At 46.1% G+C, this 24,306-nt stretch carries 26 protein-coding genes; 17 read left to right on the top strand and 9 right to left on the bottom strand.

What is annotated here, in order from left to right:
- Positions 1 to 104 precede the first annotated feature (104 nt).
- Entirely contained in the window at positions 105 to 1,142 is a 1,038-nt protein-coding gene (locus QUB37_RS00985) for an NADP(H)-dependent aldo-keto reductase (RefSeq protein ID WP_333158230.1), read from the bottom strand.
- 197 nt (positions 1,143 to 1,339) lie between these two features.
- Here QUB37_RS00985 and QUB37_RS00980 point away from each other — a divergent pair, with 197 nt between their 5' ends.
- The 5 genes from QUB37_RS00980 to QUB37_RS00960 all read left to right on the top strand — a co-directional run bounded on the left by QUB37_RS00980 (position 1,340) and on the right by QUB37_RS00960 (position 8,438).
- Positions 1,340 to 2,500, top strand: coding sequence for a DegT/DnrJ/EryC1/StrS family aminotransferase (locus QUB37_RS00980; RefSeq protein ID WP_333158228.1), 1,161 nt, complete (start codon positions 1,340 to 1,342; stop codon positions 2,498 to 2,500).
- A 149-nt stretch (positions 2,501 to 2,649) separates the two neighbouring features.
- Positions 2,650 to 3,525 carry a cyanoexosortase B gene (crtB, locus tag QUB37_RS00975; protein WP_333158480.1) on the top strand — a complete coding sequence of 292 codons (876 nt, stop codon included), beginning with the start codon at positions 2,650 to 2,652 and terminating at the stop codon, positions 3,523 to 3,525.
- Entirely contained in the window at positions 3,525 to 4,244 is a 720-nt protein-coding gene (locus QUB37_RS00970) for a cyanoexosortase B system-associated protein (RefSeq protein ID WP_333158226.1), read from the top strand. The genes crtB and QUB37_RS00970 overlap by 1 nt, the downstream gene beginning before the upstream one ends.
- Positions 4,245 to 4,373: 129 nt before the next feature.
- A complete protein-coding gene (locus QUB37_RS00965) occupies positions 4,374 to 5,951 on the top strand; it encodes a polysaccharide biosynthesis/export family protein (RefSeq protein ID WP_333158225.1) in 1,578 nt (525 codons plus the stop codon).
- 201 nt (positions 5,952 to 6,152) lie between these two features.
- Positions 6,153 to 8,438: a lipopolysaccharide biosynthesis gene (locus tag QUB37_RS00960; protein WP_333158223.1), complete on the top strand. Its 2,286-nt coding sequence runs from the start codon at positions 6,153 to 6,155 to the stop codon at positions 8,436 to 8,438.
- A gap of 256 nt (positions 8,439 to 8,694) precedes the next feature.
- Here the strand turns inward: QUB37_RS00960 and QUB37_RS00955 are convergent, their stop codons facing one another.
- Positions 8,695 to 8,973 (bottom strand): hypothetical protein, encoded by a 279-nt coding sequence (locus tag QUB37_RS00955; RefSeq protein ID WP_333158222.1) that lies wholly within the window; start codon positions 8,971 to 8,973, stop codon positions 8,695 to 8,697.
- 446 nt (positions 8,974 to 9,419) lie between these two features.
- Between QUB37_RS00955 and lpdA the strand changes: the two genes are divergently transcribed.
- Positions 9,420 to 10,856, top strand: coding sequence for a dihydrolipoyl dehydrogenase (lpdA, locus tag QUB37_RS00950; RefSeq protein WP_333158220.1), 1,437 nt, complete (start codon positions 9,420 to 9,422; stop codon positions 10,854 to 10,856).
- 91 nt (positions 10,857 to 10,947) lie between these two features.
- Here the strand turns inward: lpdA and QUB37_RS00945 are convergent, their stop codons facing one another.
- Positions 10,948 to 11,190: a hypothetical protein gene (locus tag QUB37_RS00945; RefSeq protein ID WP_333158218.1), complete on the bottom strand. Its 243-nt coding sequence runs from the start codon at positions 11,188 to 11,190 to the stop codon at positions 10,948 to 10,950.
- An 86-nt stretch (positions 11,191 to 11,276) separates the two neighbouring features.
- Between QUB37_RS00945 and QUB37_RS00940 the strand changes: the two genes are divergently transcribed.
- Together QUB37_RS00940 and QUB37_RS00935 are read left to right on the top strand one after the other, a co-directional pair.
- A complete protein-coding gene (locus QUB37_RS00940; RefSeq protein WP_333158216.1) occupies positions 11,277 to 11,600 on the top strand; it encodes a hypothetical protein in 324 nt (107 codons plus the stop codon).
- A gap of 16 nt (positions 11,601 to 11,616) precedes the next feature.
- Positions 11,617 to 12,135 carry an SCO4402 family protein gene (locus tag QUB37_RS00935; protein ID WP_333158214.1) on the top strand — a complete coding sequence of 173 codons (519 nt, stop codon included), beginning with the start codon at positions 11,617 to 11,619 and terminating at the stop codon, positions 12,133 to 12,135.
- Positions 12,136 to 12,711: 576 nt separating this feature from the next.
- Here QUB37_RS00935 and QUB37_RS00930 read toward each other — a convergent pair.
- Positions 12,712 to 13,473, bottom strand: coding sequence for a lecithin retinol acyltransferase family protein (locus tag QUB37_RS00930; protein ID WP_333158212.1), 762 nt, complete (start codon positions 13,471 to 13,473; stop codon positions 12,712 to 12,714).
- 158 nt (positions 13,474 to 13,631) lie between these two features.
- On the opposite strand from QUB37_RS00930, the gene QUB37_RS00925 reads away from it, so the two are divergent.
- The 6 genes from QUB37_RS00925 to QUB37_RS00900 all read left to right on the top strand — a co-directional run bounded on the left by QUB37_RS00925 (position 13,632) and on the right by QUB37_RS00900 (position 17,364).
- Positions 13,632 to 13,793 carry a hypothetical protein gene (locus QUB37_RS00925; protein WP_333158209.1) on the top strand — a complete coding sequence of 54 codons (162 nt, stop codon included), beginning with the start codon at positions 13,632 to 13,634 and terminating at the stop codon, positions 13,791 to 13,793.
- A 178-nt stretch (positions 13,794 to 13,971) separates the two neighbouring features.
- On the top strand, positions 13,972 to 14,187 hold the full coding sequence (locus QUB37_RS00920; RefSeq protein WP_333158478.1) for a type II toxin-antitoxin system HigB family toxin: 216 nt from the start codon (positions 13,972 to 13,974) through the stop codon (positions 14,185 to 14,187).
- Complete coding sequence (locus QUB37_RS00915) at positions 14,150 to 14,575, top strand: transcriptional regulator (protein WP_333158206.1); 426 nt, start codon at positions 14,150 to 14,152, stop codon at positions 14,573 to 14,575. The genes QUB37_RS00920 and QUB37_RS00915 overlap by 38 nt, the downstream gene beginning before the upstream one ends.
- Positions 14,576 to 14,633: 58 nt before the next feature.
- Positions 14,634 to 15,533: an indole-3-glycerol phosphate synthase TrpC gene (gene trpC, locus QUB37_RS00910; RefSeq protein WP_333158476.1), complete on the top strand. Its 900-nt coding sequence runs from the start codon at positions 14,634 to 14,636 to the stop codon at positions 15,531 to 15,533.
- Positions 15,534 to 15,882: 349 nt separating this feature from the next.
- Positions 15,883 to 16,128, top strand: coding sequence for a DUF5340 domain-containing protein (locus QUB37_RS00905; RefSeq protein WP_333055069.1), 246 nt, complete (start codon positions 15,883 to 15,885; stop codon positions 16,126 to 16,128).
- A gap of 78 nt (positions 16,129 to 16,206) precedes the next feature.
- Positions 16,207 to 17,364 carry an alanine--glyoxylate aminotransferase family protein gene (locus tag QUB37_RS00900; RefSeq protein ID WP_333158204.1) on the top strand — a complete coding sequence of 386 codons (1,158 nt, stop codon included), beginning with the start codon at positions 16,207 to 16,209 and terminating at the stop codon, positions 17,362 to 17,364.
- 62 nt (positions 17,365 to 17,426) lie between these two features.
- Here QUB37_RS00900 and QUB37_RS00895 read toward each other — a convergent pair whose 3' ends face one another.
- The 4 genes from QUB37_RS00895 to nblR form a co-directional block, all read right to left on the bottom strand.
- A complete protein-coding gene (locus QUB37_RS00895) occupies positions 17,427 to 17,639 on the bottom strand; it encodes a DUF2949 domain-containing protein (protein WP_333158203.1) in 213 nt (70 codons plus the stop codon).
- Between the two features lie 12 nt (positions 17,640 to 17,651).
- The gene (locus tag QUB37_RS00890) at positions 17,652 to 17,966 is read right to left on the bottom strand and encodes a hypothetical protein (RefSeq protein ID WP_333158201.1); all 315 of its coding nucleotides are present in this window, start codon (positions 17,964 to 17,966) and stop codon (positions 17,652 to 17,654) included.
- A gap of 493 nt (positions 17,967 to 18,459) precedes the next feature.
- A complete protein-coding gene (locus QUB37_RS00885) occupies positions 18,460 to 18,975 on the bottom strand; it encodes a DUF192 domain-containing protein (RefSeq protein WP_333158199.1) in 516 nt (171 codons plus the stop codon).
- A gap of 126 nt (positions 18,976 to 19,101) precedes the next feature.
- Positions 19,102 to 19,797: a response regulator transcription factor NblR gene (gene nblR / locus QUB37_RS00880; RefSeq protein ID WP_333158197.1), complete on the bottom strand. Its 696-nt coding sequence runs from the start codon at positions 19,795 to 19,797 to the stop codon at positions 19,102 to 19,104.
- Positions 19,798 to 19,808: 11 nt separating this feature from the next.
- Between nblR and QUB37_RS00875 the strand changes: the two genes are divergently transcribed.
- Together QUB37_RS00875 and rbsK are read left to right on the top strand one after the other, a co-directional pair.
- Positions 19,809 to 20,126 carry a hypothetical protein gene (locus QUB37_RS00875; protein WP_333158196.1) on the top strand — a complete coding sequence of 106 codons (318 nt, stop codon included), beginning with the start codon at positions 19,809 to 19,811 and terminating at the stop codon, positions 20,124 to 20,126.
- A gap of 50 nt (positions 20,127 to 20,176) precedes the next feature.
- Positions 20,177 to 21,103, top strand: coding sequence for a ribokinase (rbsK, locus tag QUB37_RS00870; protein WP_333158193.1), 927 nt, complete (start codon positions 20,177 to 20,179; stop codon positions 21,101 to 21,103).
- Between the two features lie 186 nt (positions 21,104 to 21,289).
- On the opposite strand, the gene QUB37_RS00865 is transcribed toward rbsK, so the two are convergent.
- Complete coding sequence (locus QUB37_RS00865) at positions 21,290 to 22,564, bottom strand: ribulose bisphosphate carboxylase small subunit (protein ID WP_333158191.1); 1,275 nt, start codon at positions 22,562 to 22,564, stop codon at positions 21,290 to 21,292.
- Positions 22,565 to 22,692: 128 nt separating this feature from the next.
- Between QUB37_RS00865 and QUB37_RS00860 the strand changes: the two genes are divergently transcribed.
- Entirely contained in the window at positions 22,693 to 23,964 is a 1,272-nt protein-coding gene (locus QUB37_RS00860; protein ID WP_333158189.1) for an aspartate aminotransferase family protein, read from the top strand.
- Positions 23,965 to 24,306: the final 342 nt, after the last annotated feature.

Raw genomic sequence — 24,306 nt, 5'->3', positions numbered from 1 at the left:
CAACCCAACTTACTAATATCAAAGTTGCGGTAAACTTTGCCTCTATTTCTTAGTCAGCGCAGGCGGAATTTGTGTATAGAAGCGGTTTCAAACGCCGAGATATATTACGGTGTTGGGTTCGGATACTTAGCGTGCACCGCATCGATTTCCGCTACAATCTCCTTATCCAAATTCACCTCCAAACTACCGATATTTTCCTGCAACTGTTCGAGACTTGTTGCACCGATAATTGTGCTAGTTACAAACCAGCGCGATCGCACATACGCCAAAGCCATCTGCGCCGGACTTATCCCATGTTTCCCCGCAATCTCAACATACGCTTTCACCGCATCATTCAGATTAGTTTTATCGTAACGCTGACCAAATCCTGCAAATAAAGCCAACCTGGAATTTTCGGGAATTCCATTCAAGTATTTACCCGTTAACAGCCCAAACCCCAAAGGACTGTAAGCCATCAATCCCACATTCTTAAAACGGCAAGTTTCTGCTAAATTTAGGTGAAATGTCCGATTGCTCAAACTGAAAGCATTCTGAATCGAAACAACTTTCGGCAAGCCGTGTTTTTCCGCCAATGCACAAAACTCGCAAACTCCCCAAGGCGTCTCGTTGCTCAAACCTAAATAGCGGATTTTGCCAGCTTTAATTAAGTCAGAAAATACCTCTAACTGTTCCAAAATCGGGACTGTTTCGTGCTCTTGGGCGATGTCGTAATCCGGCGCACCAAATAATGGGACGTAGCGATCGGGCCAGTGGATCTGATAGAGGTCGATATAGTCAGTTTGCAAGCGCTTCAGGCTGTCATTCAGGGCTTTTTCGACATTTGGGCGATCGATCTGATTTTTCCCTTTCCGAATCCACTTTAAGCGAGTGCTTCTGCCCGCCACTTTAGTCGCTATAATGACTTTATCCCGCTGCTGTTTCGCCAACCATTCGCCGATATATTCCTCTGTTTTTCCCTGAGTTTCCGCCTTTCCAGGGACAGGATACATTTCTGCCGTATCGATAAAGTTGATTCCTCTATCGATCGCAAAATCGAGCTGTTGGGCCGCTTCTGCAACGGTGTTCTGCTGGCCATAAGTCATCGTACCCAAACAGATTTCAGATACTGATAAGTCACTGTCGCCTAGTTTTTTGTATTCCATGAGTTTGATTGCTGGAAAATTATCTGATTCTATATTACAGAAAAAGTTTGATTTAATTGACAGCTCCAGAAAAGTGCGATCGGCTTTCTCCTCTCTTCCTCTTTTCCTCTGCGCCCTCTGCGCGCTCTGCGGTTAAAAAAAAATAAAAGATATCCGCACTTAAATGTTAATATAAATAATTAGTATTCCTCTGATGTATGAGTAGTCGCCCGCCAAAAGTTCCATTTGTCAACCTCTCCCTGCAACACCAACCAATCCAATCTCAAATAACAGAAACAATTGGAAAAATTATCGAGCAAGGAGATTTTATTTTAGGCCAAGCACTCGCCGAATTTGAAACAGCATTTGCAGCAGCTTCAGGAGTAAAATACGGCGTAGGAGTGGCTTGCGGAACAGATGCGATCGCTCTGGGACTCCAAGCTTGTGGCATTAATCCGGGCGACGAAATTATCATACCCGCTAACACTTTTATCGCCACTGCGATCGCCGTCCTCCAAGCAAAAGCTATACCTATTCTTGTAGATTGCGACCCGGAAACCGCCCTGATTGACCTCACAGCAGCCGAAACAGCAGTTACCTCGAAAACTAAAGCAATTATCCCCGTACACCTCTACGGTCAAATGGTATCGCCCCGGCAGCTTTTAGATTTTGCGAATCGCCACGATTTAATCATATTTGAAGATGCCGCCCAAGCGCACTTAGCCGAAAGAGAAGGATACCGCGCAGGTTCCATTGGTAAAGCAGCAGCATTCAGCTTTTATCCCAGCAAAAACCTCGGTTCTTTTGGCGACGGCGGGATGTTAATTACTAATGATGCAGAGCTCGCAGAAAAAATGCGAACTCTCCGCAATTACGGAGCACCCAGCAAATATTTGCATACAGAAATCGGTAGCAACAGCCGCCTCGACAATTTGCAAGCCGCCGTGCTCAATGTTAAATTGCCTTATTTAGAAAAATGGAATCGCGATCGCACCGACGCCGCCGAACACTACAATACTCTATTAGAACCCCTGAAACGCAAAGGCATTGTACCCATCGCCAACCACAGCAGCAGCGGTCACATTTATCACCTCTATGTTATCCAAATTACTGAGGAAAGCTCGTTAGCGAAGCCCTCGAAGAGGATCGACCGCAACACCCTTCAGGAAAAACTCGCCCAACACGGCATTCAAACAGGTATACACTATCCCGTACCTTGTCACCTGCAACCCGCCTACCAAAACTTAGGCAATCGCGGCGACTTTCCCCACGCAGAAACCCTGTGCGAACAGATTTTATCATTGCCAATGTATCCCGGATTGAGCAATACTCAGATCGAGCAAGTTGTTCGGGCGATCGTACTATCATTGAATTGCTAATTGTTCATAAAATTTATGCTAGAGGTGTTTCAAGCAGTAGGGTGCGGTTATCAAAGCGTTTTTGTGGATAATTAACAAATCTTTAACTGACAGTTTAAAACCCCAAAGCGTTGCGAATCCAGCGCGGCAATCTTAAAACTTCTCAAACCATGCACATCCAGCGCAAATTTCGCATTGTTTTCAAGCGATACCTCCTGGGGGAAGGTATCACGGCGCTCCTAGTGCTGCTGTACGCCCCCCTGCTAGTACACTGGTACGACGGCTGGCTCAACAAAAGCATCAGCCTCGAACACGAATATTTCAGCCACGGACTAATTGGTTTGCCCTACGCAGCTTATATTGCTTGGATGAACCGAAAGTGCTGGCGCAGCTTACCCAACTCACCGCATCCTTTGGGAGGCTTTTTGCTGGTACTAGCTACGCTTTTTTATCTGAGTCGCTTGAGCGATTTAGTAAATTTATCCCTCCCCATAATGCTCGCCAGCATTTGCTTATCTTTAAAAGGAATTCCCGGCTTACAATTGCAGGCGATGCCGCTTTTGTTCGTATTTCTGGCCTCGCCGAACCACATTCCTTACCTCATAGAACCCTACGCCTTGCCCTTACAGCAATTCATTGCTGAAACATCAGGCTGGATATTAATTAAGGTTGGTATCAACGTGAGAGTGGAAGAAATTTATCTGTACGTAAACGAGCGCATTGTAGAAGTTGCTCCACACTGTGCAGGCTTAAAAATGCTGTTTACCAGTCTTTACGTCAGCTTAATTCTGCTGGATTGGACGGGAGTTTGGAACTCGGGCAAAAAAAGCCTTTTGTTTTTAGTGAGTACATCCATTATTAGCATCACGTCCAACATTTTTCGCAATACTTTGCTAACTTACTTTCACGGAACCGACAGAGAGGCGCTTTTTACTTGGCTACACGCCGGATGGGGCGGAGATTTGTATTCTGCTTGTATACTAGGATTATTGGTACTTATCCTCAACGGGATGGAAAAGTATTTCCCTAGTCAGTCTGGCAATTAATGAAACAGATGATTTCAGCACAGAAACTACTGCGGCGGTATCAATTATCTAAAATTATGGTACTGGTGTTTTTGCTGGTATTAGTTGGGGCAGTTGCAATTCCTGGCTACGTGACCGGAAGATGGCCTTGGACAAACCCGCCAACCCTTGCCAATCTCAAGCAATTAAGAAGTTTGCGCCAAAACGGGATAAAAATTCCTGGGTGGCAGGTTATAGCCGTTCAGAATAACGTCCAAATTGGCACTCACAGATGGTTCGTTCAAGAAATTAAAAAGGATAAAACAATTGCTATTTTATTGCTGTTGCCTCAAAATTACCCCAAAAACCAGCCCCAAGTGGAATGGCTAGATATCGATGGATTTCACCGATGGCAAACTGATTCTCATCGTACTTTGAGGTTTACAGTTAAATTAGCACCAATACCCGGCCAGCCACCGCCTAATGTCGAGGCGAGGTTTTTCCGAAGCTGGACTCCCCAACAAACTTTTGCTGTCGTGCAGTGGTACGCTTGGCCTAACGGCGGTTCTCCAGCAACCAGTCGCTGGTTTTGGGAAGACAGCATTGCTAGACTCTCCAACCGCCGCGCCTCTTGGGTTGCTGTCAGTATCATCCTTCCCATTCAACCGCAGGGCGAGATTAAGATAGCTCAACCATTGCTGGAATCTCTTGCCGAAAGTGTCCAGGCTAAATTAATTACAGAAACTTTTCGCTTTGAGTAAGCAGGTAGGTGCAAATAAATCAGCCTAGGGGGTGGGCGGGTGTTGCCAAAATCAACTGCTTCCTAGTAAATATCCGGATTCAACTCGCCCGTAAAATATCTTATTGTTTTTTCTTGTCGCTATATTTAGATGAAACTTACCAGTCAGGTCATTATTCAAAATATTACTTTTTTAAATCCTCTGAAAATGCGGGAAAAATCCACTATTAAAAATCGCCTCGCTTTTTCCTTGGCAGGTCTGTATTCAACGGCTTGGACTCTATCTTTTGCTGCTGTATTCTGGGGTTTTAATAGCAAAAATTTTTCGGAAACGGCTTTAGCTCAATCTGTTGTTCCACGAGACGAGCGACTCGTGGCGCCACCGCCATTGCCTGTACCGCCACCGCCGCCTGCGAATTTCAACCGGGATATTAACCCAGCTTTTCGGAATCGGCCCTACCGCCTGGGCCCGGGAGACCAGATTTCTGTTCAAGTTCAGCGCTTCCCAGAGCTAGGTTTTACGGGTGCAATCAGCCCTGAAGGGGTAATTGTACTGCCGCTAATCGGAACAGTAAATGTGCGCGGCCTTACTGTCGAAGAATCACAGCAGCGCCTCCGGGAGCGCTTTGGCCAATTTATCAAAAATCCTCAAGTCTCGGCTGCTTTGCTGGTTCAGCGCCCCGTAGTGGTGACGGTGACGGGGGAAGTTGCCAGACCGGGTTTTTATCCGCTGCAAACCCCCCAGCTTCCTGCGGCTCTGGCTGCTGCTGCTGGGACTAATCCTACGGCGGAACTGCGGGCGGTGCGGGTGCGGCGGACTCTGCCGGGAGGTGCTGTCGCGGAGCAAGTTGTTGATATTTTGACACCGTTGCAAACTGGTATTGCTCCGCCGGATTTGCGTTTGGAAGATGGAGATGCGATCGTTGTACCGTATAAACAGGTTACGCCCGATCGCAAATCCGATCAAGATTTAGCATCCAGGTACAGCCTAGCTGCTGCCGCTGTCCCCATCCAAGTCACTGTCACCGGAGAAGTCAGCAAACCGGGTTTTTACACGCTTCCGGCGGGTTCTGGTCGAATTTCGGCTGCTTTGGTGATTGCGGGGGGAGTCACGGGAGAAGCCGATTTGCGGGAGGTGCGAGTGCGGCGGACGCTGATGGACGGCTCCTCGGTGGAGGAACCAATCGACCTCTACACTCCCCTAGCAAATGGTAACGATTTGTTCGATTTTCCTTTGGCATCGGGAGATGTGATTGTCATCCCAGAGTTGGACGCTAGTACCAAAAACCTAGACTACGACAAAGCTCTGGTTTCGCGGTCTACCCTGATTAAACCCAGGATCTACGTTCGAGTTTTGAGTTACGCTAGTGGTGGTTTGACCTCGTTCTACGTAGAAAATGGCAGCAGGTTTTTGGATGCTCTCAACAACTTGCCTGTTAATCTAGCTAACTTGCGGGAAATAGCCCTGATTCGGTTCGACGAAAAGCAAGGTAGAGCAATCAACCGTTCGATAGATGCTAAAGCTGCTTTGGAGGGCAATGTTTCTCAGAACCCGATACTGCAAGATAATGATGTGATTGTGATTGGTAGAAATTTGGTAGAGCGCATTGGTTATGTAATCAATACTTTTACTCGACCATTCCGGGATACTTTGGGATTTATTCTGTTTTTTGAGCAGTTGAGAAATGGAGTAACAGATTTGTTCGGCCCGTCACGTAATGATAGGTAGTCATACCATTTTAGATTTTAGATTTTAGATTTAAGATTTAAGATTTAAGATGGGGAATGACTTAGGCGATATGGGTTTAGCTCGCAGACCGAAAGTTCTAAGGTTTTTGGGGGGTTTGTAGAATTAGTCAGCAGTCATTAGTTATCGTTAAGAATTAGCAATCTAAAATCTAAAATCTAAAATCTAAAATCTAAAATTGTCATGACTTTATCAGTTGTTAAACGTTATTTAATTGCTTTCGACCAATACAAGTGGGTGGGACTGGCTACTCTCGCGGTGACTGTTGGCGTGTCGGGAGTAGTGGCCGTGCAGCCAAAGCCGGCGCCAGTTTACGTTGCAATAGGTACGCTGGCATACGACAGACCGAGCGTGATTTTTTCATCGACTACTACTAAAATTCAACAGGAAGGACAAGAAATAACTAAAGATATGCTGCTGGATACAAGGGTGGTTGAACCTGCAGCCGAAAAACTCGTTAAATCTGAAGAAAAATCAAACAAAGAAGAAGCGAAAGAAAAAATACAAGCTTTGGCTAAAAAGCTGGGCAAAGACGTGCAGATAAAGATGCCAAGTAAGAGTAATGACCCCAGCGCTTTGATTCAAGTATTGTACAAAAATGCCGATCGCAAAAAAGCAGAAGCGGTAGTAAAGACGCTGATGTACGAAATGGTGGAACACAGCAAAAGTATTAATACTTCTAGACTGCGTGAGACGATCACCCAAATTAACCAGCGTTTGCCGAAAGTAACTCAGGAACTCAGAGAGACGGAAGCAAAACTTGAAGCCTACGAAAAACGAGAAGGAACTTCAATTTTAGCAGCTCAGAGCGGTGCACTGCCGCAAGCGATTACCACCAGCCAACAGCAGCAGCGGCAACTCCGCGTGCAGTTGGGAGGAATTGAAGCTCAAATTAACAGTTTGCAGGATCGCTTGGGATTGAATGTGGAGCAAGCTTACGTCGCTCAAGCACTCTCTGCCGATCCAATTATTGCCCAACTGCGAGTGCAATTGTTTTCGATCGAATCTCAGCTCAAAATTCTCCGCAGCGACTTGCAGGAGGAACACCCAAAAATTGTGGAATTGCTTAAACAAAAACTTGCTTTTGAGCAGCAGTTGCAGCAGCGGCAATCTGAGGTACTCGGCGGTAACGGGGTGGCGGCTCCTCTCAGAAGTGCCGATCGAATTCGGGTAGACTCTTCTTTAGATCCGGCTAGACAGCAGTTAGCTCAAACTTTGATTGCTTTGCAAACGCAGCGGGATGCGGCGCAACAGCAACTCCAAGGAATCGAGAAAACTGAACAGCTATTGCGTCGGGAACACGCGACAATTCCCAACAAGCAGTTAGAACAAGCCCGTTTGGCCCAGCAAGTGGCGTTCAAAAAAGCTCTCTACGACAAGATGCTGTCGGCTTTGGTAGATGCTGAGGCGGCGGTAGCTGAGACAACGGGGAGTTTGAGAATCGCCCAATTGCCGCAAACTGATGACGTTGAGTCAAACAAGAGAGGTTTGCCCGTGATGCTGGCGGTGGGAGGATTTGTGGGATTGCTGCTGGGCGGGGGGTTGATATTTTTGTTGGGGATGCTCAACGGCAAGTTTTACAGTTGGGAAGAAGTGCGGGCGGCTTTGGTGGAAAAAGAGGTGCCGATACTGGCAGTTTTGCCTGAAGTGACGGTGTTTGATTTTTACGGCGATGAAATAATGCCGCTGGCCTTGGAGGCAAATTCTCCCTATTTGGAATTTTACGAGCGGTTGCGTACTAATTTGCGCCGGATCGGGAACAAACCGGTGAAGGTGGTGTTGCTGACTTCGGCGGCACCTTTGGAGGGGAAAAGTTTTAGTGCTTACAATTTGGCAATTGCATCGGCTCGATCGGGTAAACGGACTTTGCTAATTGAAGCAGATTTGCGATCGCCTTCTAACGTTGAATCTTTGAAAATTGCTGCTGATCCTCTGGCGACGGTGGAACCTTTGCACTATTACGGCAATATTAGCGAGTGCGTCCTTTTGGTTCCAGAGGTAGAGAACCTATACGTTGTGCCGAGTCCCGGCTTTTTGCGGCAAGCCTCCGCCGTACTAGAATCAAGCGAAATGCGGAGATTGTTTGAGGATGTTCGCAACCGCTTTGATTTTGTGGTTGTGGATTCTCCGGCGTTGAGCGAGTGCAACGACGCGCTGACGTTGGAACCGTACACGGACGGTATGATTTTGGTGGCGCGGCCTGGTTACACTTTGTCTAGTATGTTGTCTGAGGCTGCAGATCAGTTGCTGGAATCTGAGGATGAGGAGTCGAATAAATCCGGGCCGCGGCTGTTGGGAGCGATTATTAACGGTGCTGATATTCCGGTGAAGTTCCGCAATGATTTTGATATTGATGAATTGGAGTGGCCTGTGAGTGCGATCGGCGATCGTGCGATCGAAGTGCGATCGAGGCAATTACCGCAGCCGTCAAAGCCTAAAAATAAGGCTATCAATAGTAAATTGAGATAATTTATCTGGCTTGATTCTTGTAAAGCAATCCTCAACCAAATGTGAATGTTTTGTAGGTGCAACCTAAGCAGCTTAAGCCGAAAGCACCGTTAACAGCTAGTCGATTTGAGATTTGAGATTTGAGATTGAAAAATTGACTCCACAGATGAATCTGGGAGCTGAAACTTCGGTCTAAAATTTTTCGCTTGTCAACCGTCAACAGTCAACCGTCAACAGTCAACACTCAACAGTCATTACTTGAAAATGTATCATCGCACTATTGATTCGATTCCGGGCGTTTCTGGTGTTTACTCTGGATAAACTGTTCCAAATCGGCGATCGCATCTTCAAAATCCGACAAATTAATTTTCGCAGGTCTAGTCTTCTTCGGCAAACTCGAAGACTGACTCGCAGACTTAGCCGGAGGCGGTGGAGATTTAGGTTGTGCAGCTTGACTGCTGTTCGATTCTATAGAATCGAACAATTCATCCAGGGACTCAAAAAATGATTGAGCCGAGGCCCGGCGTAAATCTTTCTGGTCATCGTCATCCGTCATAAGCCACTCCATAGAGTCCAAAAGTTGCCAACAAACTCTGTGCGCCCCGGCGCGTGCAGATATTAGACATGAAAACCGACTCAAACAAGCAGGGGGACAGAATTTAACCGGGCGGTGGGAATGCCTGCGGCCCAAGTTGCTGCCCCAATATCAAACCTGCTGCGGGCATTGTCAGCCTTCAAACTGTATTTAACTTTACACCCGCCTACTGAGTGATTTGAGACTTTGTGTAGACCCAGCTCAAAATCATTGACCCTGAAAAAATCTCAGTTACGGCTCTTTCGTTGTCTAATTAACCCTAGTCTAGTCGAGAATAAGGAGACAGGACTTATGCAACTATTACCGCTGTTCAAAGGTTGCGATGGCAACGCGCCACCCCGAAAGGACGGAGAGACGGTGTTTTTTGCTTGAGTCCTAAGATTTCAAAGGCATTAGGAGATTTTAAGGTGACTCAGGGATTTGATTACGATTTAGCAATTATCGGCGCTGGCGTGGGCGGACACGGCGCGGCCATACACGCGGTTAGCTGCGGGCTGAAAGTGGCAATTATCGAAGCAGGGGACATGGGAGGGACTTGCGTCAACCGCGGCTGCATTCCCTCGAAGGCGCTGTTGGCGGCTTCCGGGCGAGTGCGAGATTTGCGGAATGCCCACCACCTCAAGACTTTGGGAATTCAATTGGGCAGTGTGGATTTCGATCGCGGGGCGATCGCCAATCACGCTAATACTATTGTTAGCAAACTTCGTGGCGACTTGACCAACAGCCTCAAACGTTTGAACGTCGATGTCATCCAAGGTTGGGGCAAAATTGCTAGTGCTCAAAAAATTACCGTCGAAACCGATAAAGGCGAGAAAACTATTACTGCCAAGGATATTATTCTCGCTCCCGGTTCGGTTCCCTTCGTCCCCCCTGGGATAGAAATTGACGGCAAAACAGTATTTACCAGCGACGATGCTGTCAGGTTGGAATCGCTACCGAAGTGGATCGCAATTATTGGCAGTGGCTATATCGGTTTGGAGTTTTCGGATATTTACACGGCCCTGGGCTGCGAAATTACGATGATTGAAGCTCTAGACCAATTGATGCCGACTTTTGACCCGGATATTGCTAAGTTGGCAGAACGAGTGTTAATTGCACCCCGCGATATTGAAACGAAAGTTGGGTTGTTGGCTAAGAAGATTATTCCTGGTTCGCCGGTAATTATTGAATTAGCTGATTTCAAAACTAAGGAAGTTGTCGAAGTTTTGGAAGTTGATGCTTGTTTGGTAGCAACTGGTCGGGTTCCGGTGAGCAAGAATTTGGGGTTAGAAACTGTTGGCGTGGAAACGATGCGCGGTTATATCCCAGTTAACGATAAGATGCAGGTTTTGGCGGCGGGAGAACCGGTGCAAAATTTATGGGCGATCGGCGATGTTAATGGCAAGATGATGTTAGCGCATTCTGCGTCTGCTCAGGGAATTGCCGCAGTAGAAAATATTTGTGGCCGTGCCCGCGAAGTTGACTATTTGAGTATCCCGGCGGCGGCGTTTACTCACCCGGAAATTAGCTATGTGGGGATGACTGAACCTGCGGCGAAGGAGTTAGGAAAAACAGAAGAGTTTGAGGTCGGTTCTGTCAAGAGTTATTTTAAGGGAAATTCTAAGGCTATTGCGGAGGGTGAAACCGACGGTATGGCTAAGGTGATTTACCGGAAAGATACTGGGGAGTTGTTGGGAGTTCACATTTTCGGTTTGCACGCTGCGGATTTGATTCAGGAGGCAGCAAATGCGATCGCCCAGCGCGATTCTGTTAACAATTTAGCATTCCGAGTGCACACTCACCCGACGCTTTCGGAAGTGTTGGATGAGGCGTTTAAACGGGCGGCTGGAGCAGGTAGTCATTAATTTGTAGGGGCTGTTTTCTTGTTTTATATCCCCGACTTCTTCAATAAGTCGGGGATTTCAGTATTCTGTTTTATGGCGGTGGTAGAGCAAGTTAAAGGAGATGAAAGTGCTCGCAATTGCATCTTTTAGCATTCTCCAGAACAGGCAATATGCCTGTTCCACAAAGAGTAAGTTTTTTTGTGGGAAGTAGGGGTTGGGCATCCTGCCCGCCCGTCAAAGGCTTATTGAGATGGGAACCGTAGAGTACCATTTGGGTGAGACGATCGCCGTAGAGTTGCTCCAAGTGCGATCGTAATTGAGTTAGGATGTTATTGAGTTTATCGTTAATACTCATATTAGTGATAAATTATTTAAGGTCGATATATCCTCTGTGCTAAAATAGGTGTCTAGGAACAGGATTAAGCATAAACCAGGTGTGAGGTGATTTCAAGTCAAGATTGGACATTTCCAGAAGCAGCCAGCCAGAAAATACCCGAATCCTGGGGCGATGCACAGCCAAACAAAAAGAAACCAGGTTGGCGGTGGCAAGATCCAACAAATCAGGGAAATGGTGTAAGGATTGACAAAGGGGATGCAGATAGCAGTTTTCCTTCTCAGCAGGTAGACCACGTTATTCTTAGAAAAGACGGTCAAGTTATCGGTAAAAATGGTCAACCCATTGCAGGTAGCATCAAAAATAATCCCACAGAAGCTCACATCCCTTTAGATGAATGGTTGCAATGGCAAACCTGGTACGCACCTTAATACAGGAGAAAGTTGTATGGTAAAGTATCCGAAAATGAGAGAGGAGTTATTAGAAACTCTCCGCAGTTTGGCAGATAGAGAATATCAACATAAAGCTTGGCTAGAAAGCGATTATCCGCCCGGAATTGAGTCCGACAGTTTTGATGAGGCGGTTCATTTTCTTTACGATGATACTGTGTTGGCAGAAAACCCGAATGCGGCAATCGGAGTAATTATTGAAGATGAAAAAGAAGCCCGTTTGATCTCAGGAGTTTGTCAGGCTATAGACTTAGTTTTTGAGGCGTTGGGGACAGGAGTTTCTGATGAGGAGTATATTCAATCTTCTGAGTGGACAAGCGTAGTTGAGGCGGCATCGAGAGCGTTGCAGGCGATGAAATTAAATCGCAGGAAGCGGTTAAGGTTTAAGTTAAAGTGCGATTCCCGACGGGATAGCGACCCTTCACGCACTTTAGGCAGAATGGCTGCAAATCTGGCTGAATTTTGGCAACAAAAAAAGGGGATTCGAGATCGACGAGCGACCAGTTTTCATCAATAATTTTGAGATTGGTATCTAAAATCAGAGTCAGTTCGCCAATTTCATCATCGCCATCATCGCTACCCAGGTTGTTTTCGGCAGCAGATAAATCGGCTTTGAGTAAAAATTTAAGTTTGATCCAGTGAGAAGTGGGATGGTTGTTGATGATATTTGTGCCGATCGATCGGCTGATTAACTCCGCATAGATTGGATGAATAAAAGCTATTTATTGATAAAAGTTATTGCTATCCCAGTAACCGCGTATTTTGTAATTGCAGGATTCTAGATGTTTCTCTATGACGTGATTCAGGGCAATCGGTGCTAATAGTTTAGCAAGTTCATCCCAAATTTGGTGATTTGTCACAGTTACTGCTTTCAAGATATTTCATTGGATTGTCGGCGATCGGGATTATTTCATTACACCAAATATCCCACTCCAAATTTCTCCTACTGGCTATAGCTTGTCTTATGAATGGTTGTCAAAGCGGTAAAAATTTCCTATGCTGTTGGAGAAACAGAATTAGTGATAGTCAAAAAAAGAGCGATCGCACCTCAAGAATAGAAGGGCGATCGCTCTTTCAGCAGCTAAATCAATTTTCACTCGCCTTGGAGTAGGTGATAAGTACCTAAACCAATTGCTATACCTAATACTGCGGGAGCCGCAACAGCAGCAGCAATGGCAACGCTACCACCAACCGTAGCAGCAGCAATACCTCCGCCAACACCTCCAATTGTTGATGCAACTTGTCCTGCTATTCTTCCATTTTTTCGTGCTTCACGTTCGCGTTCAGTCAAAGCTTCATCATCTTCAAGTATCTTGCCAACTATGAACTCAGCAGCTAATCCACTGACTATACCACCCACGCCTCCAATACCAGCAGCCGCTTTACCAGCTACAGCAGGGGCTTGCTTCAGCCCTACATTGATGAGAAATTTAGATATAGGGTTGGCAGCTTGAATCGCAGCTTCAGTTGCGATTTCAATTGCAACCTTGGTTCCTGTGCTAATAGCTACTCCTTGAAATAAACCAGTAACTCCACATTCAGCTTGTTCGACTTGTTCACTCTTATATTTTCCTGTTTTGCACCAATAAGCAAAATGCTCACAATTATTGCTGAAAATGTCATATCCTTTTTCGCCTAACCTGCCCTCTGCTCGTCTGACTACTGAATCATCTGGATAACATTTTCCATACTCCTTTACATTAATTTTGTTTCCTGATGCAAAATCTTTTTTAGAAATACGACAAATTTTTTCACCCCCACGCCTTCCGAAATGAATAACACTATCATCGCCACAGTCGATACCGTGATGAGTGTATCCAACGTGTTGAATGTAGATATGATCGCCTTTTGCCATAGCTTATAACTAGGTGAGGTTCAATAAGTATTGAATATCACAGATAACTTGCTTCAGTCAATACGGGAAAACACTTAGACGCTCTGCAACAAGTTAAAATAGTCGAAACAATCATTCAAGATTTATTTAACGGCAGCCTAGCGAAATTTTTGAGAGATATGCAATTATCTCGATCGCAATTTTTGCAAGTGATGCAATCCTTGGGACGGCGTTCATTAGTTGAAAAAATCCAGGAGGGCGATCGCACATTTTTTACCCTTGCACCGGTACTAAAAGAGTATGTCAAAACCAACTATTCCCGCCCAAACATAGAAAAATAAGCCCGATCGCCCTTTTAGTAAAATTGGGGTTTTAGCCCTTCGCACTTAAATTTGATAGACTTAGGTATCTGCAAAACATCTGAACGATCGCTCAATGCACGTTATCAGTCGCAAAAAATTAAGAGACTACTGCCAAAATCATGCTGATTCCTGCGAAGCCCTCGATGATTAGTACAAGATTGCTAGTCAAGCCAACTGGACTAAACTTATTGAAGTTCAAACTATTTATCCTCAAGCTGAAGCCGTTGGAAATTTTACAATTTTCAATATCAAAGGAAATAAATATCGCTTAATCGTAAGTCTTAAGTATCAAAAGCAGATTGTTTATATCAAATACATTTTGACTCATGCAGAATATGACAAAGACAACGGGAAAAATGACCCTTACTTTTGACTCCGACAGGTACAGCAGCCTGCTATCTCAATATCAACCTCGAATTATCAAAAATGAAGATGAAAACGAGACTTTTTTAGAAATAGTTGAAAACTTGCTGTCTCGGAAAAATCTAACTCCCGAAGAAGATACTCTGTTAGAACTTTTAGTCAAACTCATTGAGGATTATGAAGAAACTCACTATCAACTGAATGCTTCAACTCCCCACTCAAGACTTCTTCATTTGATGGATGCTAGAAGTTTAGAACTAGCAGATTTAGTAGAAATTATTGGCACAGTTGAGACGGCAACTGAAATCGTTAACGGTCAGCTAGAAATTAGCAAAAAACAAGCTGAGGCTTTGGGTAAATTTTTTCATGTAAATCCGGGTTTGTTTCTGTTTTATTAATCGTAAACCATTATATAATACGTTGAAACTTGTTACGATCGCCCTTTATCCCTCTATCATGCTTCAAATCCGCCGTCGTCCCCCCAGCACATCCGTTTCCGTACTCTACCTCAGCTACCAAATCGCCGTACCCGACGCCGAACCCCAGCACATCCTCGAAGAAATCGTCTGGGAAAAAGAAGCTGAAGTTGCCCAAAAGCGCGATCGCACCCCATTAGCCGATCTTCACAAAAAACTCCCCTTCGCACCGCCCATCCGCGACTTTCTTGCCGCCCTTAAAAACGGCAAAACCACACCCGCTATCATCGCCGAAGTTAAAAAAGCTTCCCCCAGCAAAGGCGTAATTCGCGAAGATTTCGACCCGGTGGCGATCGCCCTAGCTTACCAACAAAACGGCGCTAGTTGCATCTCCGTACTTACCGATGAAAAGTTTTTTCAAGGCAGTTTCGACAACCTAGCTAAAATCCGTGCAGCCGTCGATTTACCCTTACTTTGCAAAGAGTTTATTATCTATCCCTACCAAATTTATCTCGCCCGGATTCACGGCGCCGATGCTGTGTTGCTAATCGCAGCTATTCTCTCTGACAAAGACTTACAATACTTTGTAAAAATTGTCAAGACTTTGGGCATGACAGCTTTAATAGAAGTTCACACTCTCGAAGAACTCGATCGAGTATTAACCCTACAAGGCGTTAACCTGATCGGCATCAACAACCGCAACCTAGCAGACTTTTCCGTCAGCCTAGAAACCACCAGCCAACTATTAGCCGATCGACAAACCGAAATCCAAGCAAAAGGCATCCTCATTGTCAGCGAGTCAGGAATCCACACTCCCGACGACCTAGCTAAACTTGCCAGCGCCGGCGCCGAAGCCGTCCTCATCGGCGAATCTCTGGTCAAGCAGCCCGATCCAGGCGCAGCTTTAGCCTCCCTTGTCGATCGCCCTCCCAGCCTGTGAAAGGCGAGACCGCTTGACAAAGCACCCTTGATTCTGATAAAAAATGATTAAGTAGGTAAATAATGAGAATTTCTAGCCTGCATCGACTCAAGCGCTACTGTAAAAAAGAAATAGCACTGAAAGCTATATTGCATAGAAATATTTTGCCAGAAAGCAATTAAATCTATTCTGTAAGCCTGTCGATCGCAAGATTTAGCGTGTCCAACGCACCCAGCCCCGAATATTCGATCGGCAAAGCAGGGGTTATTGTACGGTTAGAAAACAAATAAAAAATCGGGCATCTAATGTTCACCGTGATGCCTCATGCAATTGCAATGGGGTATCGGTTCGCTGAGGTATATTAGCTTTCATGGAGCCAATCCCCCTTCCTTCGTACATTCATTATGAATTGCTACTTCAATTGTTAGAACGCAAAACGATGTTTGCTGTCAGTCCACAATCGCCGCAGCAGCAACAAGTTCACCAACTTATTATTACACTGCGTAAAGCCCTTGCCATTCAAAAGCAATTAGAACAAAGCTGCGAGCGATCGAACTTAGCGGTAGAACATCGCTGGGCTCTAAATGAAATTAACCACAAGGGAGTTAAAAGTTAAAAAAGTTAGGGTAGCGACGTGACGTATCGTATTTGATTTATTCTATAGAACTCCCACAGGAAAAGTTAGGACAATATCATGGACAACAAATTAATGCTGATGATTCCCGGCCCGACGCCGGTGCCTGAAGCGGCATTGTTAGCGATGGCAAAACACCCGATGGGCCACCGCAGCAAGGAATTTGACGCGATTTTTGCAGAATGTACCGAAAACTTGAAATGGCTGCACCAAACAAAAAGTGACGTGCTGAGTTTAACGGTTTCTGGTACCGGCGCGATGGAAGCTGGGATAATTAATTTCTTGAGTGCGGGCGATCGAGTTTTAGTCGGTACTAACGGCAAATTTGGCGAACGCTGGGCGGAAGTCGCCGAAGCTTACGGTTTAAACGCCGAAATTATTAAAGCTGAGTGGGGCCAACCTTTAGACCCGGAAAACTTCCGCGAAAAACTCGAAGCAGATACAGAGAAGCAAATCAAAGCAGTCATCATCACCCACTCGGAAACCTCCACGGGCGTCCTCAACGACCTCGAAACGATCAACCGCCACGTTAAGGCCCACGGTGAAGCTTTAATTATGGTCGATGCTGTCACTAGCTTAGGCGCTGTCAATATTCCGATGGACGCTTGGGGAATCGATGTCATTGCTTCGGGTTCTCAGAAAGCTTACATGATTCCTCCAGGTTTGGGTTTTGTGGCCGTCAGTCCCAAAGCTTGGGAAGCTTACAAAACTGCGAAACTGCCCCGCTATTATTTGGATTTGGGCAAATATAGCAAAGACGCTGCCAAAAATACCACTCCTTTTACTCCCCCTGTCAATATGTTTTTTGCCCTGCAAGCATCGCTGCAGATGATGAAAACAGAAGGGTTGGAAAATGTTTTCGCGCGGCACCAACGCTTAATGAGAACTACTCGCGCTGCGGTAAAAGCTTTAGGTTTGCCGTTGTTTGCCGCTGATGATGCTGCCAGCCCTGCGATTACTTCAGTTATGCCGCCAGCATCCGTAGATGCTCAAAAAGTGCGGACTTTGATGAGAAAGAGATTTGACATTGCTCTCGCCGACGGACAAGACCATTTCAAAGGTAAAATCTTCCGAATCGGTCATTTGGGCTTTGTGGGCGATCGTGATATTCTAGCAGCAATTTCCTCTTTAGAAGTGGTGCTGCGAGAACTGGGTCATGAAGGCTACACTCCTGGTGCCGGCGTTGCCGCTGCTGCCAAATTCTTGGCTGAATCCTAATCTCAGTTGTTAAAGGATTTTAGATTTTGGATTTTTGATACTCTCTAAAATCTAAAATCCTTTTAGTATGCTTCGGATAACCAATCAAAGATTTTATCCAACTGTTCGAGAGTGACTAAACCGTATTGCCACAGAACCATCGGCAAGGAATTCGGGTCTTTATCGCGCTGGCGCTGTTTGTCACCGCCACGTTCGGCGACAGCAATTGACGCGGGAGAAATTGCCAAATCTTCTTGTAAAAATCGAATTAATCGAGTGTATTTAGCGGGTGCCATGTGATTTCACCTCTAAGTATAGGACACCATTTTCTGATGTGAACCTGATGTTTGTGATGAGTAATAAGCCAGTTTTAAATTTGTCTTGTTACCGTCGATAGCTTTTAAAACGCTATTAGCGGTTGAACTGCCAAACGTAATGCTGAGTGCTACTGTAAAGCTAACCTTTCCCAAAAAGTGAAAGGTTTTGCAATTTTGCTGATGTCGGCCCGATCGACTGGTAATCGCGATCGAACCTAAACTGAATAACTCGGCATCTTTGCAGCGCGAATCAGAATAAATTCTGCTACCTAAAACTACTAAACCAAGTTCAGAGTTTAACTTCATCTGCCGAAATGCAGAATCCGCAAATCTACTTTGGCAAAATTAGTTAGATATTTCGATCAAACCCGAAAATGCTACCAGAAGTTAAGTTTGCCAATTACCGCCAATTAACTTGGCTCGTAGCATACTACTTTAGATAGGTTTAGTAGATTTACCTCGATCGCCAGAACTTCCAGAGAATTTCTTTTCGTGTTGCTACACCTTGAGGCTGAGTATCGTCTCTCAGGATTGGTAACGAGTCGCTGACTCGTCTCATACCTGCGACCAACAATCTACAGCTTCCGGAAACAAGCTCAAGTCCTGACTGACTGAGATCGACATCCTAGCAAATCTTTCGGTGTTTGTACTGAATCTTACATTAATATATTAACAAATTTAATCAATTTTTGTAAAGTTTCTAAATTTTCTCCGGTATTCCGAAGGTAGGGGGATCTCTGGGCGATGGAAACCGGGGGATTATGTCTGTGTGCAGATTTTACTGAAACAGTCCGAAGTTTTATTGGAAAAACTCGATTTCAATACGATCGCCCACTTTGACACCGAGTTCAGCAGCCCGCCCGCCCCGGAGTTCAATAACTCGATCGACAGCAGTATCTGGCCCGTAGGTAGGACAAGGATCAGCAGTACAAGGAGGTGCAGAAACTTCGATCGCCTCAACCACCCCATCTCGCAGAAAAATCATATCCAGAGAAATCTGGCAATTTTTCATCCAAAAATTGACCCGCCGCGCCGGTTTAAACTCAAACAGCATTCCTCTGTCATCCGACAAAGAAGTTCTGTACATTAAACCCATAGCCTGCTGTTCAACTGTTTTCGCCACTTCGAGTTCGATTGGGCGATCGCCTATCCGAGCTCTAGCAGAAACAGGAAGCACTTGACCCGATGTTTTCGCCGTCGGAGACCGATCCGCCAAAATACCAGTAGCACCAGCATTCGCGACAGGTAAAGTCGGCGAACATCCCAGCAAAAATATACTTACTCCAATACCGAGCAAATTAGTTAAATAACTCATAATGATTTTAGATTGTTGACTGTTGACTGTTGACTGTTGACTGTTGACTGCGTTGAGTGATGACTGCGTTGAGTGATGACAACTGACAACTGACTAATGACTAATGACTGATGACTAATGACTTCTTCAAGCTTCCCGCATCACATAGCCAACACCGCGCACCGTCTGGATCAAGCGCTTTTCGCCCTCATCTTCAATTTTGAGGCGCAGATAGCGGATGTAAACCTCAATTACATTCGACTCGCCCAAAAAGTCGTAACCCCAAACATTTTCCAGAATTTGTTCCCGAGTCAAAACCTCGCGGGGATGTTCCATCAAATACTTTAACAGCTCAAATTCCTTCATCGTCAGGTCGATCGCCCGTCCATTGCGTAGGGCCCGCCTAGAGGCCAAATCCAAAACTAAATCGCCAAACCTCAATTGTTCGTTGCTGCTGTTATCCGGCTGCAAATACAAGCGCACCAACTGCAAAAACTCCTCAGTGCGGTAAGGTTTAAGAAAATAATCATCCGCCCCAGCTTCCAGACAAGCTACGCGATCGTCAACTGTATCACGACCGACCAGTAGCAGCACTGGCACCCGATTGCCAATACTTCTGAGGTGAGAACACAGTGACAGCCCCGACTCAGCGCCAAGTATGCGATCGATTACAATCAAAGCTGGCTGCAATTCACTGGCTAAATGTTGGCCGGTGGCGGTATTAGAAGCCACTACCGGTTCGTAACCGGAGGATTTTAAGTCGAGACTCAAGTGTCCGGCGAGAACTTCGTCTGTTTCAACTAGCAGGACACAGGGATTGCGATCGAGAGTAATTGCAGCCATTGAATTGACCGATGAAGACCATAACTGTTCTAGCACGTCTTAAGGAAGAGAGGGAGAGTGGGAGAGAGGGAGAGGGGGAGAGGGGGAGAATGGGAGAGTGGGAGAATTACCAATTACCAATTACCAATCAAGTTATTTGGCATTTTAAGGAAGAGAGGGAGAGTGGGAGAGAGGGAGAGAGGGAGAGTGGGAGAGGGGGAGAGGGGGAGAATGGGAGAGTGGGAGAATTACTAATTACCAATTACCAATTAAGTTATTTGGCATTTAAATTGAAACTTGCTCGCCCCGGGTTCTCCTGCCGGGGCAACAATAGTTTAAGTAAACTGTAGTTTACAAATTAAATGCGCTACAGCTTACCAATTACCAAATTGAATAATTTATGAGCATCATCGTATTCGGCAGTATCAACATCGACCTAGCAGCAAAAACTCCCCGGTTGCCGCAGCCAGGGGAAACTATCATCGGTAGCAATTTTTTCACAGCAGGCGGCGGCAAAGGAGCAAATCAAGCTGTCGCGGCCGCCCGTCTCGGCACTTTTACCCACATCATCGGCCGCGTCGGCAACGATAAATTTGCTGAAGAATTATTGACTAATTTACAATCTTATGGTTTAAGTACAGACAATGTATTAATAGACCAAAACACTCATTCAGGAGTGGCAATTATCGCGGTAGACGAGACAGGTCAAAATAATATTATTGTGATTCCGGGCGCGAATAACAATGTCGGTGAAGCAGATATAGAACGTCTCAAAAAACCCTTAACAGCAGCTACATCTTTGCTGTTACAGTTAGAAATTCCCCTGGAAGTTGTCCAAGAAGCTGCGAAAGCTGCTTGTCAAGCGGGGGTGCGAGTTATTCTCGATCCAGCACCGGCTAGGGCGGATTTGCCACTGGAACTTTATCCCCTAATTGACATTATCACGCCGAATGAAGTGGAAGCCAGTCAGTTAGCCGGTTTTCGGGTGAATGACACGGAAACAGCGATTGTAGCTGCCAAACACTTGCAGGAGCGTGGCGTCAAGAATGTTATTGTCAAATTGGGCGATCGCGGGGCTGTTGCTGTTACGGCGGATGAAACGTTTTTTGTACCGGCTTTTGCTGTGGAGGCGATCGACACTGTGGCTGCTGGCGATGCTTTTAACGGCGGGTTAGCCTCTGCATTAGATGCCGGTCTGTCCTTGTCAGAGGCGGTGCGGTGGGGCGCAGCAGCGGGCGCTCTGTGCACAACTAAAGTGGGTGCTCAAGTTGCTATGCCCGATCGGGCAACCTTTGATAAATTTTTGCATAATAGACTTCTTGCATAAATCTTTGATTGATAGGTCAACCGCAGATTTCAGGCAGATAAACACAGATGAACGCAGATAATTGCAAGAGATGAAAGTGAAGAACCATAATAGGTCTATGTTCTGTCAAAAAAAAATCAAATTCTTGTGGGGTGGGCTTCTAGCCCGCCCCAAATATGCAAGAATTTAAATCTGTAAACGCTTGTCCTAATTTGGCCGCTGAATAATTGTTTCAACTACCCGCCGCTTGACTTTTGGATCGATACCAATCAGCCGCACGTATTCGCCGCCGTGTTCCGCCAAACAAGTTTCTAAAGATGCAACCACATCTTTTTCCTGTGCAGTTTTAATTGTCGCGCAACTTTGCCAAGAACCAGTTTTAAATCGGCGATTATCTGCATATTCCATGCCAATTTTGCAGCCTCTTGCTAATAACTGCTTTACTTGTTCCAATACCTCGGAACTCAGCCGCGCCGCATGACCGTTACCCGCTTCAGAACTTGGCTCCTCGTAAGCCTTATAATATTTCGAGGACGGGTCGTTTAATTCACTTTGCGTGGGCGCAGCAGCAGGGGGATTGGCGGTTCCTTGAACGTTGAACAGGCGCGATTGGTTGTATTCATCTACTAAGCGCATTTCCTTAATCCGCTTTTGTTGGCCCACCATCAAACTGCCCATTTCTAATAAATGAGCGAGGCTGAAATTCGGGTTATGGAAATCTGGCGCTGCTTCCAAACTGTTTACCAAACGCTTGGAAACTCGCTCGATTCCTATTTTGTGAATGAATTCGCGGATTTGTTCGTCATAAATGCGCGATCGCAAAGCACTAAAAAAGTCGATCGCCTGATCGGCAAAATTATCCACTAACGCCACAATATCGGTTTTTGACAATTTGTCCGACTCAAAAATTCCCCCAACAATGCCAATTTTATCATCCCGGCTGGGTTCCCAATAAAACTTTTCCATCCGCCCGTCGCGAATCAGCGGCGCGTACAGCGTAGAAAAATCATTTCCGGTGACAATAATCGGCACTCGGTGCAGTGGCGTGCTGTCATAACTTCCCGGTAACTGCACGTTAGTTGGATTATCAGCAATATTCATCAGAGTGGCATTGACCATCTGAGTATTGACAGTATATTGAGTAGTAGAATCGAACCTGCCAGCACCGGCATCCAAATCGTTAATAAAGATGGCGCACATCTCGCCGCGCACGCGAATTTGCTCCGCAGCTTCCCGGTAGCGCAAGCGAATTAAACGCGCCGGATCTCCTGCATCCGGGCTTTCTAATTCCCCACCAGATATCATCACCGGTTCAAAGCCCATTCGCCGAAAAACCAGTTCGGTTTGAAAAGTTTTGCCTTCTCCTTTGCGGCCGTGAATTCCCAAAATTAGGGGGACTCTTACTCCGGGCAAATTTAAAAAGTTTTTAGTGATGTGCACCGCAACTTTATCGAGAAAGTTAGGAGAAATGTAATAACTCATCAGTAGATTTGTGAGGGATTAATTGAGGTTACTGTTATGATTTTATGACAAAACTAACAGCCTGCACCGCTAACCTGGATTTTTACCGTACAATCGAGGTCTGAATATTATGTGTTAAGGAGCGATTCGTGAGTCCAGAAACCTTACTAAAAGAACCAAGCGTGCAAGCCGAAGCCAGTCCCTTCAGTTCTGAGGGCTTCGACAGCTATGTAATGACGACTTACGGGCGTTTTGCGATCGCCCTAGAACGGGGCCTCGGCTGCCGCGTTTGGGATACCGAGGGCCGCGAATATCTCGATTTTGTGGCTGGTATTGCTACCTGCACTCTGGGACACGCCCACCCGGCAATGATTGCAGCGGTAACTCAGCAAATTCAGACCCTGCACCACGTTTCTAACCTTTATTATATCCCCGTACAGGGCGAGCTGGCGAAGTGGCTTGTAGACCATTCTTGCGCTGACAGAGCCTTCTTTTGCAACTCCGGCGCGGAAGCTAATGAAGCGGCAATTAAACTCGCCCGCAAGTACGCCCACGAAAAATTAAATATCTCGAATCCGACAATCATTACCGCTGTTGCGAGTTTCCACGGGCGGACTTTGGCGACAATTACGGCAACGGGACAGCCTAAATACCAGAAGGGTTTTAGCCCCTTGGTGCCGGGATTTCACTATGTGCCCTACAACGATATTAGTGCGATCGAAAGTGCGATCGAGCAACTCGACAAAGACGAACGCCAAGTAGCTGCAATTATGCTGGAAGCGCTGCAAGGTGAAGGCGGAGTTCGCCCCGGAGATATCGCCTACTTCCAGCGCATTCGGGAAATTTGCGACGAAAAAGGCATTTTGCTCATTCTCGACGAAGTGCAAGTCGGGATGGGACGCAGCGGCAAATACTGGGGCTACGAAAACCTCGGCATTGAACCGGATATCTTTACATCTGCCAAAGGGTTAGGTGGCGGTATCCCGATCGGCGCTATGCTGTGCAAATCTTCCTGCGATGTATTTGAACCGGGAAGTCACGCCAGCACTTTCGGCGGCAATCCTTTTGCTTGCGCTGTAGCTTTGTGCGTGTGCCAAACTTTGGAACGGGAAAACCTTCTAGAAAACGTGCAGCAGCGCGGGGAACAGTTGAAAGCAGGCCTCAACAAGTTGGCGGCCGAATATCCGCATTTAATTGCCGAAGTGCGCGGCTGGGGTTTGATTGTCGGGATGGAATTGCAAGCTGATATCGAACTTACATCGGCGGATATCGTCAAATCTGCCATCGCCGCAGGAGTTTTGTTGGTTCCTGCAGGGCCGAAAGTGCTGAGGTTTGTCCCGCCGCTAATTGTCACTGCCGCTGAAGTCGATCGAGCTCTGCAGGCAGTGGAGTCAGCCTTGCGTTCTCAAGCGGTACAGTAAAATCTACTGAGTTGATTTTTGTTAGCTGTAGCGCTGAAACTCGCGCCATATCCTAGATAACTCACTTAGTCGAGGACACACTCTTCCTCAGAAACCGGGTTTCTTTCGAGATTTCTCGTTACTAAACCCAAGAGTTTCCTAGAAACCCGGTTTCTTAGCGTAAGTCCGATCGGGGTAAAAGTAAACCCGTCCCGCTGCAAGTCTGTCGGGGCGGGTTTGTCAAGTTTAGAAATGTCTGTGAAACCCGCCGCCACAGGGTGACAACGCCTTTAACCGCGATTTTACTCAAGAGCCACGCGCAAAATAATACTATTAACGATCGTATGTGCTAGTTTCGCTATA

The organism is Microcoleus sp. AT3-A2, from assembly GCF_036705685.1.
Lineage (GTDB): Bacteria > Cyanobacteriota > Cyanobacteriia > Cyanobacteriales > Microcoleaceae > Microcoleus.
Note: the sequence above shows the minus strand (reverse complement) of the source record. Positions and strands in the feature narration are given on the sequence as shown.

Excerpts from the sequence above, each read along its gene's own strand:
- QUB37_RS00865 (WP_333158191.1), bottom strand. The coding sequence starts at position 22,564 with ATGAGTTATTACATTTCTCCTAACTTTCTCGATAAAGTTGCGGTGCAC.
- crtB (WP_333158480.1), top strand. The coding sequence starts at position 2,650 with ATGCACATCCAGCGCAAATTTCGCATTGTTTTCAAGCGATACCTCCTG.
- nblR (WP_333158197.1), bottom strand. The coding sequence starts at position 19,797 with ATGGCTGCAATTACTCTCGATCGCAATCCCTGTGTCCTGCTAGTTGAA.
- QUB37_RS00960 (WP_333158223.1), top strand. The coding sequence starts at position 6,153 with ATGACTTTATCAGTTGTTAAACGTTATTTAATTGCTTTCGACCAATAC.
- QUB37_RS00955 (WP_333158222.1), bottom strand. The coding sequence starts at position 8,973 with ATGACGGATGACGATGACCAGAAAGATTTACGCCGGGCCTCGGCTCAA.
- trpC (WP_333158476.1), top strand. The coding sequence starts at position 14,634 with ATGCTTCAAATCCGCCGTCGTCCCCCCAGCACATCCGTTTCCGTACTC.
- QUB37_RS00925 (WP_333158209.1), top strand. The coding sequence starts at position 13,632 with ATGCAATTATCTCGATCGCAATTTTTGCAAGTGATGCAATCCTTGGGA.
- QUB37_RS00985 (WP_333158230.1), bottom strand. The coding sequence starts at position 1,142 with ATGGAATACAAAAAACTAGGCGACAGTGACTTATCAGTATCTGAAATC.
- rbsK (WP_333158193.1), top strand. The coding sequence starts at position 20,177 with ATGAGCATCATCGTATTCGGCAGTATCAACATCGACCTAGCAGCAAAA.
- QUB37_RS00965 (WP_333158225.1), top strand. The coding sequence starts at position 4,374 with ATGAAACTTACCAGTCAGGTCATTATTCAAAATATTACTTTTTTAAAT.
- QUB37_RS00980 (WP_333158228.1), top strand. The coding sequence starts at position 1,340 with ATGAGTAGTCGCCCGCCAAAAGTTCCATTTGTCAACCTCTCCCTGCAA.
- QUB37_RS00905 (WP_333055069.1), top strand. The coding sequence starts at position 15,883 with ATGGAGCCAATCCCCCTTCCTTCGTACATTCATTATGAATTGCTACTT.
- QUB37_RS00945 (WP_333158218.1), bottom strand. The coding sequence starts at position 11,190 with ATGAGTATTAACGATAAACTCAATAACATCCTAACTCAATTACGATCG.
- QUB37_RS00970 (WP_333158226.1), top strand. The coding sequence starts at position 3,525 with ATGAAACAGATGATTTCAGCACAGAAACTACTGCGGCGGTATCAATTA.
- QUB37_RS00915 (WP_333158206.1), top strand. The coding sequence starts at position 14,150 with ATGACAAAGACAACGGGAAAAATGACCCTTACTTTTGACTCCGACAGG.
- QUB37_RS00875 (WP_333158196.1), top strand. The coding sequence starts at position 19,809 with ATGAAGACCATAACTGTTCTAGCACGTCTTAAGGAAGAGAGGGAGAGT.
- QUB37_RS00930 (WP_333158212.1), bottom strand. The coding sequence starts at position 13,473 with ATGGCAAAAGGCGATCATATCTACATTCAACACGTTGGATACACTCAT.
- QUB37_RS00900 (WP_333158204.1), top strand. The coding sequence starts at position 16,207 with ATGGACAACAAATTAATGCTGATGATTCCCGGCCCGACGCCGGTGCCT.
- QUB37_RS00885 (WP_333158199.1), bottom strand. The coding sequence starts at position 18,975 with ATGAGTTATTTAACTAATTTGCTCGGTATTGGAGTAAGTATATTTTTG.
- QUB37_RS00890 (WP_333158201.1), bottom strand. The coding sequence starts at position 17,966 with ATGAAGTTAAACTCTGAACTTGGTTTAGTAGTTTTAGGTAGCAGAATT.
- QUB37_RS00935 (WP_333158214.1), top strand. The coding sequence starts at position 11,617 with ATGGTAAAGTATCCGAAAATGAGAGAGGAGTTATTAGAAACTCTCCGC.
- QUB37_RS00895 (WP_333158203.1), bottom strand. The coding sequence starts at position 17,639 with ATGGCACCCGCTAAATACACTCGATTAATTCGATTTTTACAAGAAGAT.